Below are 12,353 nucleotides of genomic sequence, written 5' to 3'. Positions count from 1 at the left end.
CAGGCATGACTGAGCGTAATCAACGCAAAGTATACACTGGCCGTGTAGTTTCTGACAAAATGGATAAAACAATCACTGTTTTAGTTGAAACACATAAAAAACATAAATTATACGGTAAACGTGTTAAATATTCTAAGAAATTTAAGGCTCATGATGAGCAAAACGTAGCCCAAATCGGCGATATCGTCCGTATTATGGAAACTCGTCCGCTATCAGCTACAAAACGTTTCCGTTTATTGGAAGTTGTAGAAAAAGCGGTTATTATCTAATAATAAATTCGGAACTACTAATTTCCGGAGGGAGGTAACCTAAGTGATCCAACAAGAAACTCGTATGAAAGTTGCAGACAACTCAGGTGCACGTGAAGTTTTAACAATAAAAGTACTTGGTGGTACTGGACGTAAAACTGCTAATATCGGCGATATCGTCGTATGTACAGTTAAGAAAGCAACACCAGGTGGCGTTGTCAAGAAGGGTGACGTAGTTAAAGCTGTTATCGTTCGCACTAAAAGCGGCGTACGCCGTAAAGACGGAACTTATATCAAATTTGATGAAAACGCGTGCGTTATTATCAAAGACGATAAAGGACCGCGTGGAACTCGTATTTTCGGACCTGTTGCGCGTGAACTACGTGACAGCAACTTCATGAAAATCGTATCTTTAGCTCCAGAAGTTCTTTAATTATCATGAAAGTGCCAATCAAGGAGGTGCGACAGAATGCATGTTAAAAAAGGCGACAAAGTAATGGTGATCTCAGGTAAAGACAAAGGGAAAACAGGTGTTATCCTAACTGCTTACCCGAAGAAAGACCGTGTTTTAGTTGAAGGTGTAAACATCATCAAAAAACACATTAAGCCCAACCAAGCTAATCCGCAAGGAGGAATTGTAAGCCAAGAGGCTGCAATTCACGTATCGAATGTAATGTTAATCGACCCTAAAACTGGCGAGCCGACTCGCGTAGGTTATAAAGTAGAAGATGGCAAAAAAGTTCGTGTTGCGAAAAAATCTGGTGAAATTATTAAATAAGTAAAGAGAAAGGAGGTACACACATGAACCGCCTAAAAGAAAAGTATCTTAAGGAAGTTTCTCCTGCTCTAATGAGCAAGTTTGAATATAGTTCAGTAATGCAAGTTCCTCAAGTTGATAAAATTGTTATCAACATGGGTGTGGGTGATGCTGTATCTAATACAAAAGCACTTGATGCTGCTGTTGAAGAATTACAAATTATTTCAGGTCAAAAACCTGTAGTTACGAAAGCTAAAAAATCGATCGCTGGATTCCGTCTACGTGAAGGTATGCCAATCGGTGCAAAAGTTACTCTACGTGGTGAGCGTATGTACGACTTTTTGGATAAATTAATCTCTATCTCACTTCCTCGTGTACGTGACTTCCGCGGTGTTTCTAAAAAAGCATTCGACGGTCGCGGTAACTACACTCTAGGAGTAAAAGAGCAATTAATCTTCCCTGAAATCGATTATGATAAAGTTTCGAAAGTACGCGGTATGGACATCGTAATTGTAACAACTGCGAACTCTGACGAAGAAGCTCGTGAGTTATTAACACAGTTCGGTATGCCATTCCAAAAGTAAAATAAGGGAGGCGAAAACGTGGCTAAAAAATCAATGATCGTTAAACAACAACGTACGTCAAAGTTCAAAGTGCAAGAGTACACACGCTGCGAGCGTTGTGGTCGTCCGCACTCTGTATATCGTAAATTTAAGCTTTGCCGTATTTGTTTCCGTGAACTTGCATACAAGGGACAAATTCCTGGCGTTAAAAAAGCAAGCTGGTAATCCCCTATAACTGGGAAGGAGGTAAATGTAATGACAATGTCAGATCCAATTGCAGATATGCTAACACGCATTCGTAATGCTAACATGGTTCGTCACGAGAAATTAGAAGTTCCTGCTTCAAACATGAAAAAGGAAATCGCTGAAATTTTAAAACGCGAAGGTTTCGTACGTGATGTTGAATATGTAGAAGATAGCAAACAAGGAATCATCCGCATCTTCTTAAAATATGGTCAAAATGACGAGCGCGTTATTACTGGTTTGAAACGTATTTCAAAACCTGGTCTACGCGTTTACGCTAAAACAAACGAAGTACCTAGAGTATTGAACGGTTTAGGAATTGCTTTAGTTTCTACTTCAAATGGTTTATTAACAGATAAAGAAGCTCGCGCTAAACAAGTTGGCGGAGAAATCGTAGCTTACGTTTGGTAATAATCAACAAACGAATGGAGGTGCAACAAAATGTCTCGAGTAGGTAAAAAACCAATAGAGGTTCCTGCTAACGTTACAGTTACAGTTAACGCTGATAACTCTGTGATCGTTAAAGGACCAAAAGGTGAATTAACAAATTCTTTTAACCAAGATATCAAGATTGAACAAGAAGGTAATGTTATTACTTTAGTTCGTCCTTCAGATTCTAAAGAACACCGTACAATCCATGGCACAACTCGTGCTTTATTAGCAAACATGATTACTGGTGTTTCTGAAGGATTTGCACGTGGACTTGAATTAGTTGGGGTTGGTTACCGTGCACAATTACAAGGTAAGAAACTTGTACTTAACGTAGGGTACTCTCATCCAGTTGAATTCACTCCTGAAGATGGACTTGAAGTTGAAGTTCCTTCTAATACAAAAATTATCGTTCGCGGTATTAACAAAGAACGCGTTGGTGCATTAGCATCTAACATCCGTCAAGTTCGCCCACCTGAGCCTTACAAAGGTAAAGGTATTCGCTATGAAGGTGAAGTTGTACGCCGCAAAGAAGGTAAAACAGGTAAATAATGCATTGCGCATTAGAAAGGAGTGACTACTGTGATTACGAAACAAGACAAAAATCAAGTTCGTAAGAAACGTCATGCACGTGTTCGTACAAAAATCACGGGTACTACTGAACGTCCTCGTTTAAATGTATTCCGTTCTAATAAACACTTATACGCTCAACTTATCGATGATACACAAGGTGTAACAATCGTAAGTGCGTCAACTATGGACAAAGATTTCAATGGAACAGCTGGAAACGTTGAAGCTGCTAAATTGATCGGTGAAACAATCGCTAAACGCGCTACTGAAAAGAACATTAAATCTGTTGTATTCGACCGTGGCGGTTACTTATATCATGGACGTGTTAAAGCGTTAGCTGAAGCTGCACGTGAAAACGGCTTAGAATTTTAAGAAGAAGGAGGGACATATTTCATGCGTGGTATTGACCCAAACAAACTTGAACTTGAAGAACGCGTAGTAACAATTAATCGTGTTGCTAAAGTTGTAAAAGGTGGACGTCGTTTCCGCTTTACTGCATTAGTAGTAGTTGGAGACAAAAACGGACATGTAGGATTTGGTACTGGGAAAGCTCAAGAGGTTCCTGATGCTATCCGTAAAGCAGTTGAAGATGCGAAGAAAAATCTAATCGAAGTACCAAGAGTTGGCGGAACAACTCCTCACCAAGTAATTGGTCGCTTTGGAGCTGGATCTATTCTAGTTAAACCAGCAGCACCAGGTACTGGAGTTATCGCTGGAGGACCAGTTCGTGCGGTTCTTGAGTTAGCTGGTATTACTGATATTCTATCGAAATCACTTGGATCTAACACACCAATTAACATGGTTCGTGCTACAGTACAAGGTTTAAATCAACTAAAACGTGCTGAGGACGTTGCTAAATTACGTGGTAAATCAGTAGAAGAACTGTTAGGATAAGGGGGGAAATTACAATGGCAACTAAATTAGAAATCACCCTTACTAAAAGCTTGATTGGTACTAAACCAAATCAACGCAAAACAGCAGAAGCTCTTGGATTACGTAAACTTCATCAAACAGTTGAGCACCAAGACAACGCCGCTATCCGCGGAATGGTTGGCAAAGTAGCTCACTTAGTAACTTTGAAAGAAATTTAAGGTTTATTTTAAGAATAAGGAGGTGCCACCATATGAAACTTCATGAGTTAAAACCAGCAGAAGGATCTCGTTCTACACGTAACCGCGTAGGTCGTGGTATCGGTTCTGGTAACGGTAAAACTGCAGGTAGAGGTCATAAAGGTCAAAATTCTCGTTCAGGCGGAGGAGTACGTCCAGGATTTGAAGGGGGTCAAAACCCTTTATTCCGTCGTTTACCAAAACGTGGATTTACTAACATCAACCGTAAAGAATATGCAATTGTAAACCTTGACACATTAAATCGTTTCGAAGAAGGCACAGAAGTTACACCTGCTCTATTAATAGAAACAGGTGTTGTGAGTAACGAAAAGTCTGGTATTAAGATCTTAGGTAATGGAACTCTTGAGAAGAAACTATCAGTAAAAGCTCACAAATTCTCTGCAACAGCAAAAGAAGCAATCGAGAATGCTGGCGGACAAACAGAGGTGGTTTAATGTTTCAGACAATCTCCAACTTTATGCGTGTGAGAGATATTCGAAATAAAATCATTTTTACATTATTAATGCTAATCGTGTTTCGTATTGGGACATTTGTTCCAGTACCTCACGTTAATGCAGATGTATTAAAGCAAACAGATGAACTAGGTTTAATCGGTTTCTTAAATACATTCGGTGGTGGAGCTCTTGCTAACTTTTCTATTTTAGCAATGGGTATCATGCCATACATTACAGCATCAATTATCGTTCAGTTGTTACAAATGGACGTTGTTCCGAAGTTTACTGAGTGGGCAAAACAAGGGGAAGTCGGAAGACGGAAACTTGCTCAATTCACTCGATACTTCACAATTGTGTTAGCTTTTATCCAAGCGATCGCCATGTCATACGGTTTCAACCAAATGTATAGTGGTTCTTTGATAAAAGACGATGGTATTCTAACGTATCTAACTATTGCGGTTGTATTAACTGCCGGTACTGCATTTTTAATGTGGTTAGGTGAACAAATCACTGCTTCAGGCGTTGGTAATGGTATTTCTGTCATTATCTTTGCAGGTATTGTTGCTGCTATCCCTAACGGAGTTAACCAATTGTATGCTCAACAAATCCAAGATGCTGGTGATGCATTATTCATCAACATCGTGATTATCATCTTGCTTTTATTGGCAATCATTGCAGTTACAGTAGGAGTTATTTATATTCAACAAGCGTTGCGTAAAATTCCTATTCAATATGCAAAACGTGTTGCTGGTTCTTCACAAACTGGAGGCCAACAAACACATTTACCTTTAAAAGTTAACGCTGCGGGAGTTATCCCAGTAATCTTTGCATCTGCGTTCCTTATGGCTCCGCAGTCTATCATTTTGTTCTTTGGTGAAAACAAAACAACAGAATTTATTAGAAACACGCTAGATTACACACAGCCAGTTGGTATGATCATCTATGTTGCTTTGATAGCTGCCTTTACTTATTTCTACGCATTCATTCAGGTGAATCCGGAAAATGTAGCAGATAACTTGAAAAAGCAAGGTGCATATATTCCAGGGATTCGTCCAGGAATAAACACACAAGATTACTTAACAAGCGTTTTATACCGTTTAACTTTTGTTGGAGCTATTTTCTTAGCAGTAATCTCTATTATGCCTCTATTATTTGTAAAGTTTGCTGGTTTACCACAATCGATACAAATTGGCGGAACAAGTCTGCTTATCATTGTTGGGGTAGCCCTTGAAACAATGAAACAACTAGAATCCCAATTAGTTAAACGTCACTATAAAGGCTTTATGAAATAATGTAGGTTTTTAGGAACGATAAGAGTTCCTAAAAATCAACAAATAGTCCTGGGGGGCATTTTCGTATGAATATCGTTTTAATGGGTCTGCCTGGTGCTGGTAAAGGCACTCAAGCAGATAAAATTGTTGAGAAGTACGCAATCCCTCATATTTCTACAGGCGACATGTTTCGTGCAGCTATTAAAGAAGGCACGGAGCTTGGTTTAAAAGCAAAATCGTTTATGGATCAAGGTGCATTAGTACCCGATGAAGTTACGATTGGTATTGTTCGTGAAAGATTAAGTAAACCAGATTGCGATCAAGGATTCCTATTAGATGGCTTCCCGCGTACGGTTCCTCAAGCTGAAGCATTAGATGCTTTACTTTCGGATCTAGGGAAATCTATTGAGCATGTGCTTAATATTCAAGTAGAACAAGAAGAATTGATTAAACGTCTAACAGGTCGTCGTATTTGTAAAGAATGCGGCACTGCTTATCATCTACTGTTCAACCCACCTGCTAAGGAGGGTGTTTGTGACAAAGATGGAGGAGAGCTTTATCAACGTGCGGACGATAATCCCGAAACGGTGACGAACCGTCTGGAAGTAAATATGAAGCAAACACAACCTTTGCTTGATTTTTATGAGAACAAAGGTGTTTTAAGTAATTTAGATGGCCAGCAGGATATTAAAGTAGTATTTGCTGACATCGATGCTCTGTTACAGGGCAACCGCATCTAAAGCCCGGTGCCCGTCGCAGACGACTGAATATCCGGGTAGTATGCAAAGAACGTAAACGTTTTTTTCGAGAGCTGCAAAAGCATATTGCGCCCGGTATACGAACTGGATGATTTTAAAATGTGTTAACAGCGAGGACCCCCTAGTCCACGTGCATTTTGATTTCTGAAAGGGTATAATGGGTTTCGTGGAAAGCATTAATCGAACGGGTACTATGGAACTCATCCAACACATTCGTACGAACATGTTGACATGAGGGAGACAGGTTTCTACCAGTCAGTCTACTCGGTGGATTGCGTTAAACGAAACCTTACGAGTGTCTTTCGAACATCTCTCATGATTTCCAAACATATGCTTAAAACGAATAGTTTCGTTTATTTTGAGGCTATACTACAGCAAATTACGTTTGATTATTGTTGAGAACCTGATTTGTATATAGAAGGGAGACAGGGTTGATGGCGAAAGATGATGTAATTGAAGTCGAAGGAACAGTTGTTGAGACTTTGCCAAACGCGATGTTTAAGGTAGAATTAGAAAACGGTCATACGATACTTGCGCATGTATCGGGTAAAATTCGTATGCACTTTATCCGCATTTTACCTGGAGATAAAGTCACAATTGAACTTTCTCCTTACGATTTAACTCGCGGTCGTATCACGTACCGTTTTAAATAAATCTTTTGCACTCCGGACTACTAAGGAGGTTGGGTTAGATGAAAGTGAGACCATCTGTGAAGCCGATCTGCGAAAAATGTAAAGTAATTCGCCGACGCGGTAAAGTAATGGTAATCTGTGAAAATCCTAAACACAAACAAAGACAAGGATAATAAGAAGGAGGTGCACGACACATATGGCACGTATTGCTGGTGTTGACATTCCACGCGATAAACGCGTTGTTATTGCATTAACATATATTTTCGGAATTGGTAAAACTACGTCACAAAAAGTATTAGCGGAAGCTGGGATCTCTGAAGAGACTCGCGTTCGTGATTTAACTGAAGACGAGCTTAACAAAATCCGTGAACAAATCGGTGTATACAAAGTAGAAGGTGACCTTCGTCGTGAAGTATCACTAAACATTAAACGTCTGATGGAAATCGGTTCATTCCGAGGAATCCGTCATCGTCGCGGCTTACCAGTACGCGGACAAAACACGAAGAACAATGCTCGTACTCGTAAAGGTCCACGTAAAACAGTAGCTAACAAGAAAAAATAATCGGTAAAGGAGGTTTCTTCTTAACATGGCACGTAAACAACAAACACGTAAGCGTCGTGTGAAAAAGAATATCGAATCCGGTATTGCTCACATTCGCTCAACATTTAACAACACTATTGTGACTATAACAGACATGCAAGGTAATGCAATTTCTTGGTCAAGTGCTGGAGCTCTTGGATTCAGAGGTTCTCGTAAATCTACTCCATTCGCTGCACAAATGGCTGCTGAAACTGCTGCTAAAACTTCAATGGAACATGGTTTAAAAACTTTAGAAGTAACTGTTAAAGGTCCTGGTGCTGGTCGTGAAGCGGCAATCCGCGCACTACAAGCTGCAGGTCTAGAAGTTACAGCAATTAAAGACGTAACACCAGTACCACATAATGGTTGCCGTCCACCAAAACGTCGTCGCGTTTAATAGGTGATCCTCAATATGTTTGAGAACATCATTTATTGTACAGACTGAGGTTGTGCAACACAGCAATCAGTTAAACGATCGAATTCATGATGGAAAGAACCTATACATTCGATGTTTTGAGGGAGGGTAAATTGGAATGATCGAAATTGAAAAACCAAAGATTGAAAGTGTAGAAATCAGCGAAAGTGCCAAATTTGGTAAATTTGTTGTAGAACCGCTTGAACGTGGCTATGGAAATACTTTGGGTAATTCTTTACGTCGTATCCTTCTGTCTTCTTTACCAGGAGCTGCAGTTACTTCTATTCAAATCGATGGCGTTTTACACGAGTTTTCAACTATTGAAGGCGTAGTGGAAGATGTAGCATCTATTATTATGAATGTGAAAAAGCTAGCTCTTAAAATCTACTCTGATGAAGAAAAAGTCATAGAGATAGATGTTAAAGGAGAAGGAACGATTACAGCAGCTGACATTACTCATGACAGCGATGTGGAGATTTTAAATCCTGAGCTTTATATTGCTACAATCGGCAAAAATGGTCATTTCCGTATGCGTATGTACGCAGGGAGAGGCCGTGGCTACACTCCTGCTGATCAAAACAAACGTGAGGATCTTCCTATCGGCGTAATCCCGATCGACTCTATTTATACTCCAGTTTCACGCGTTAATTTTCAAGTGGAAAACACTCGTGTTGGACAAATGTCTAACTACGATAAATTAACTCTTGATGTGTGGACAGATGGCAGCACCGGTCCAAAAGAGGCGATTTCTCTTGGAGCAAAAATACTAACAGAGCACTTGAACATTTTTGTAGGGATGACAGATGAGGCACAAACTGCTGAAATCATGGTCGAAAAAGAAGAAGATCAAAAAGAAAAAGTTTTAGAGATGACTATTGAAGAACTTGATCTTTCTGTTCGTTCTTATAACTGCTTGAAGCGCGCAGGTATTAATACAGTACTTGAGCTAGCTAGCAAGTCAGAAGACGACATGATGAAAGTAAGAAACCTTGGACGTAAATCTTTAGAAGAAGTAAGAGCTAAGTTAGATGAGCTTGGCTTAGGATTACGTAAAGAAGACTAAGCGAATTTTGATATAGCTAGATATGAATATTCACCAAAGGAGGGAAACATCCATGGGTTACAGAAAACTTGGACGTACAAGTTCTCAACGTAAAGCGATGTTACGTGACTTAACGACTGACCTAATTATTCATGAGCGTCTTCAAACAACTGAAGCACGTGCAAAAGAATTACGTTCTGTTGTTGAAAAAATGATCACTTTAGGTAAACGCGGAGACTTGCATGCTCGTCGTCAAGCAGCTGCTTACATTCGTCGTGAAGTAGTTACTACTACAAACGAAGAAGGCGAAGAATCAACAACTTTTGCTTTGCAAAAATTGTTTGATGATGTTGCACCACGTTATGCAGATCGCCAAGGCGGTTACACTCGTATTATGAAAGTTGGACCTCGTCGCGGAGACGGAGCACCAGTTGTAGTAATTGAGTTAGTTTAATTTAATGGATCAGTCGTTTGATCGATTGCTAAATTAAAATCCAAAGCTGAAGAGGGATGTTGGTGTTGCTACCACCCTCTTCTTTTTTCAAACAGATTTATACGACATTATAAAAGCAGAGTGTTATGATGAGCGGACTTTCATTAGTGGCGTCTCGTCTAGCTCTACGCACCTCATTTTCTGACTGGTCTTGAGCAACCAGTCAAGAAATAAGTTATAGAAGAGCGCATTTCTCCAAATGAGGTGCGCGCTTTTTTAATTTGTCCATAAAATTTGTTAGGATAGAGTTAAGCCGAGCAGAGTTTAGTTAAGGGAGGTTAAGTGGTTGAAAAAAGAAATTATATCCTTACAGAATGTAACCTTTACATATGCTGAAGAGGAGTCTATTATACGGCCAGCTATACATAATGTGTCATTTTCTATTAAGGAAGGTGAATGGGTCGCCATTGTAGGTCATAATGGTTCTGGTAAATCGACGTTAGCCCGACTAATGAATGGTCTTCTATTTCCTCAGGAGGGAACAGTACGTGTTTTTGGTGACTCCTTGTCACAAGACAATCTTTGGGAAACAAGATCGAAAATGGGGATGGTTTTTCAAAATCCTGATAACCAATTCGTCGGGGCTACTGTTCAGGATGATGTAGCATTTGCCCTTGAGAATAACGGAATCCCCTTTGAGGAAATGGTAGAACGAGTTAGATATTCGCTAGCAAAGGTCAATATGCAAGATTTTATGAATAGCGAACCTCATCATCTATCCGGCGGTCAGAAGCAAAGAGTGGCGATAGCAGGCGCTATTGCGATGCAACCTCGAATCTTACTGTTAGACGAAGCAACCTCTATGTTAGACCCGCAAGGAAAGGAAGAGGTGCTAGCGACTGTCAGACAGTTAAGAGAAGAAACAGATTTAACTGTTATCTCCATCACCCATGATTTAGAGGAAACATTGCTTGCGGATAGAGTAATAATGATGAATCAAGGAGAAAAGTATGTGGAGGATACTCCTAAAGGGATTTTTGAACGCGGTCAAGAATTGGTGGATTTAGGCTTAGATTTACCTTTCGCCATGAAAATGTCCAAGCTCCTAAAAGCTGAAGGGATATCCCTAACTGCAGAACATATGACAGAAGAAGAGTTGGTGAATGATTTATGGACATCATACTTCAACAAGTAAGCTACGCTTATGCTAAAGATACGCCCTTTGAAAAGAGAGCCCTGTTTAGTGTAAACATGCATATTTCATCTGGCTCTTATCAAGCAATTATAGGGCATACAGGGTCGGGCAAATCAACTGTATTACAGCACTTGAATGCATTGTTAAAGCCTACGGATGGCACAGTTAAAATAGGAAACGTAGAAGTGAAGGCAGATAAGAAAAATAAGCAGCTACGCTCAGTCAGACAAAAGGTAGGCATTGTTTTTCAATTTCCAGAGCATCAATTATTCGATGAGACTGTTCTGAAAGATATTATGTTTGGGCCTATGAATTACGGAGTATCAGAGGCAGAAGCCAAAGCTCGGGCCATCGAATTAATTCGACTATTAGGTCTACCAGATGAAGTCATGGATAAGTCTCCATTTGATCTATCAGGAGGCCAAATGAGACGAGTTGCTATAGCGGGGGTTCTGGCGATGAACCCAGATGTCCTTGTGTTAGACGAGCCTACTGCAGGACTTGATCCTAGAGGCCGGAAAGAGATTATGGACCTCTTCTATCAAATCCATCAAGAGACGGGGCTCACGACCATCCTCGTGACGCACAGCATGGAGGATGCAGCTAGATATGCAGATCAAATAGCAATTATGCATAAAGGGAAATGTGTAGTTCAAGGAACTCCAGAAGAAATATTTCAAAATGAAACTCAATTAAAGGACTACCGTTTAGAGCTACCTCAAACAGTAAAGTTTCAGCGGAAGCTAGAACAAATGATGGGTAGAAGGCTACCGAACCTCTGCTTAACGGAGGAAGTGTTAGCGAAAGAATTGGCACACCTGTTAAAGGAAGGGTGTGAGGATGAATGTTAGAAAAAATGATTTTTGGAAGATATATTCCGGGAGATTCGTTTATCCATCGTTTAGATGCTCGAGCTAAACTAATCTTTGTTTTTCTTTTTATTGCCGTAGTTTTCATCGCAAATAACTGGATTACATATGGGATATTAGTGTTATTTACTTTTTTAATCATTCGTATGTCCAAAATTAGATTATACTTTTTAATCAACGGATTAAAGCCAGTCGTTTTTCTAATTATCTTTACGTTCCTGCTGCACATGATATTTACCCGAGAGGGCGCTATTATTTTTGAATGGAAGTTTATAAAGATTTATGAAGAAGGCTTGAAGCAAGGGATATTTATATCTATTCGTTTCTTCGTCCTTGTTATACTAACGTCCATTCTAACGCTCACTACAACCCCTATATCGATTACAGATGCTTTAGAGATACTTCTGAATCCCCTAAAGAAATGGAAGCTCCCAGTGCATGAATTAGCGCTTATGATGTCAATCTCTTTAAGGTTCATCCCAACTCTTATGGATGAAACCGACAAGATTATGAAAGCACAGATGGCAAGAGGGTCGGATATGACGTCAGGAAGTATGAAGCAGCGCATGAATGCTATTGTACCGCTGCTCATTCCACTATTTGTGAGTGCATTTAAGCGAGCAGAAGATTTAGCAACAGCTATGGAGGTTCGCGGCTATAAAGGTGGAGAAGGAAGGACAAGATATCGCAAGCTTGAGTGGAGGAAGAAGGATACGTCAATTTTAGTCGTTCTTGTCCTACTGGCTGCTATCCTTGTTTATTTTAGACAGTAAATGGAGGTAAC

22 protein-coding genes are annotated in these 12,353 nt (G+C 39.9%); all 22 read left to right on the top strand.

Annotated elements, in window-relative coordinates:
- Positions 1-5 precede the first annotated feature (5 nt).
- A complete protein-coding gene (rpsQ, locus tag MKY09_RS18370; protein ID WP_169359360.1) occupies positions 6-269 on the top strand; it encodes a 30S ribosomal protein S17 in 264 nt (87 codons plus the stop codon).
- Positions 270-312: 43 nt separating this feature from the next.
- A complete protein-coding gene (gene rplN / locus MKY09_RS18365) occupies positions 313-681 on the top strand; it encodes a 50S ribosomal protein L14 (RefSeq protein WP_053591327.1) in 369 nt (122 codons plus the stop codon).
- 36 nt (positions 682-717) lie between these two features.
- Positions 718-1,026: a 50S ribosomal protein L24 gene (gene rplX / locus MKY09_RS18360; RefSeq protein WP_169359359.1), complete on the top strand. Its 309-nt coding sequence runs from the start codon at positions 718-720 to the stop codon at positions 1,024-1,026.
- Between the two features lie 23 nt (positions 1,027-1,049).
- Positions 1,050-1,589 carry a 50S ribosomal protein L5 gene (rplE, locus tag MKY09_RS18355; protein WP_169359358.1) on the top strand — a complete coding sequence of 180 codons (540 nt, stop codon included), beginning with the start codon at positions 1,050-1,052 and terminating at the stop codon, positions 1,587-1,589.
- 18 nt (positions 1,590-1,607) lie between these two features.
- On the top strand, positions 1,608-1,793 hold the full coding sequence (rpsN, locus tag MKY09_RS18350) for a 30S ribosomal protein S14 (RefSeq protein WP_169359357.1): 186 nt from the start codon (positions 1,608-1,610) through the stop codon (positions 1,791-1,793).
- Positions 1,794-1,823: 30 nt separating this feature from the next.
- Complete coding sequence (gene rpsH, locus MKY09_RS18345) at positions 1,824-2,222, top strand: 30S ribosomal protein S8 (protein ID WP_169359356.1); 399 nt, start codon at positions 1,824-1,826, stop codon at positions 2,220-2,222.
- Between the two features lie 30 nt (positions 2,223-2,252).
- On the top strand, positions 2,253-2,792 hold the full coding sequence (rplF, locus tag MKY09_RS18340; RefSeq protein ID WP_298472514.1) for a 50S ribosomal protein L6: 540 nt from the start codon (positions 2,253-2,255) through the stop codon (positions 2,790-2,792).
- 30 nt (positions 2,793-2,822) lie between these two features.
- Complete coding sequence (gene rplR / locus MKY09_RS18335) at positions 2,823-3,182, top strand: 50S ribosomal protein L18 (RefSeq protein WP_169359354.1); 360 nt, start codon at positions 2,823-2,825, stop codon at positions 3,180-3,182.
- A 21-nt stretch (positions 3,183-3,203) separates the two neighbouring features.
- Complete coding sequence (gene rpsE / locus MKY09_RS18330) at positions 3,204-3,704, top strand: 30S ribosomal protein S5 (protein ID WP_144541001.1); 501 nt, start codon at positions 3,204-3,206, stop codon at positions 3,702-3,704.
- A 14-nt stretch (positions 3,705-3,718) separates the two neighbouring features.
- Positions 3,719-3,901 (top strand): 50S ribosomal protein L30, encoded by a 183-nt coding sequence (gene rpmD / locus MKY09_RS18325; RefSeq protein WP_142538201.1) that lies wholly within the window; start codon positions 3,719-3,721, stop codon positions 3,899-3,901.
- Between the two features lie 32 nt (positions 3,902-3,933).
- Positions 3,934-4,374, top strand: a complete 441-nt coding sequence (gene rplO / locus MKY09_RS18320) for a 50S ribosomal protein L15 (RefSeq protein WP_169359353.1) — start codon at positions 3,934-3,936, stop codon at positions 4,372-4,374.
- Positions 4,374-5,666, top strand: a complete 1,293-nt coding sequence (secY, locus tag MKY09_RS18315) for a preprotein translocase subunit SecY (protein ID WP_169359352.1) — start codon at positions 4,374-4,376, stop codon at positions 5,664-5,666. Before rplO ends, secY begins: the two co-directional genes overlap by 1 nt.
- Before the next feature lie 65 nt (positions 5,667-5,731).
- Complete coding sequence (locus MKY09_RS18310; protein WP_169359351.1) at positions 5,732-6,385, top strand: adenylate kinase; 654 nt, start codon at positions 5,732-5,734, stop codon at positions 6,383-6,385.
- Positions 6,386-6,837: 452 nt separating this feature from the next.
- Positions 6,838-7,056 (top strand): translation initiation factor IF-1, encoded by a 219-nt coding sequence (gene infA / locus MKY09_RS18305; protein WP_016429904.1) that lies wholly within the window; start codon positions 6,838-6,840, stop codon positions 7,054-7,056.
- A gap of 38 nt (positions 7,057-7,094) precedes the next feature.
- Positions 7,095-7,208 carry a 50S ribosomal protein L36 gene (rpmJ, locus tag MKY09_RS18300; RefSeq protein ID WP_003247619.1) on the top strand — a complete coding sequence of 38 codons (114 nt, stop codon included), beginning with the start codon at positions 7,095-7,097 and terminating at the stop codon, positions 7,206-7,208.
- A gap of 23 nt (positions 7,209-7,231) precedes the next feature.
- On the top strand, positions 7,232-7,597 hold the full coding sequence (gene rpsM, locus MKY09_RS18295) for a 30S ribosomal protein S13 (RefSeq protein WP_090567879.1): 366 nt from the start codon (positions 7,232-7,234) through the stop codon (positions 7,595-7,597).
- Positions 7,598-7,622: 25 nt separating this feature from the next.
- A complete protein-coding gene (rpsK, locus tag MKY09_RS18290) occupies positions 7,623-8,012 on the top strand; it encodes a 30S ribosomal protein S11 (protein ID WP_169359350.1) in 390 nt (129 codons plus the stop codon).
- Positions 8,013-8,148: 136 nt separating this feature from the next.
- Positions 8,149-9,093 carry a DNA-directed RNA polymerase subunit alpha gene (locus MKY09_RS18285; protein WP_169359349.1) on the top strand — a complete coding sequence of 315 codons (945 nt, stop codon included), beginning with the start codon at positions 8,149-8,151 and terminating at the stop codon, positions 9,091-9,093.
- A 52-nt stretch (positions 9,094-9,145) separates the two neighbouring features.
- Positions 9,146-9,526, top strand: coding sequence for a 50S ribosomal protein L17 (gene rplQ, locus MKY09_RS18280; protein ID WP_169359348.1), 381 nt, complete (start codon positions 9,146-9,148; stop codon positions 9,524-9,526).
- A 325-nt stretch (positions 9,527-9,851) separates the two neighbouring features.
- The gene (locus tag MKY09_RS18275; RefSeq protein ID WP_342567280.1) at positions 9,852-10,700 is read left to right on the top strand and encodes an energy-coupling factor ABC transporter ATP-binding protein; all 849 of its coding nucleotides are present in this window, start codon (positions 9,852-9,854) and stop codon (positions 10,698-10,700) included.
- Positions 10,676-11,551, top strand: coding sequence for an energy-coupling factor ABC transporter ATP-binding protein (locus tag MKY09_RS18270; RefSeq protein WP_298472556.1), 876 nt, complete (start codon positions 10,676-10,678; stop codon positions 11,549-11,551). The genes MKY09_RS18275 and MKY09_RS18270 overlap by 25 nt, the downstream gene beginning before the upstream one ends.
- Entirely contained in the window at positions 11,545-12,342 is a 798-nt protein-coding gene (locus tag MKY09_RS18265) for an energy-coupling factor transporter transmembrane protein EcfT (RefSeq protein ID WP_169359345.1), read from the top strand. The genes MKY09_RS18270 and MKY09_RS18265 overlap by 7 nt, the downstream gene beginning before the upstream one ends.
- Positions 12,343-12,353 lie beyond the last annotated feature (11 nt).

The organism is Psychrobacillus sp. FSL K6-4046, assembly GCF_038624605.1.
GTDB lineage: Bacteria > Bacillota > Bacilli > Bacillales_A > Planococcaceae > Psychrobacillus.
This window is presented reverse-complemented; position numbering and strand designations above follow the sequence as displayed.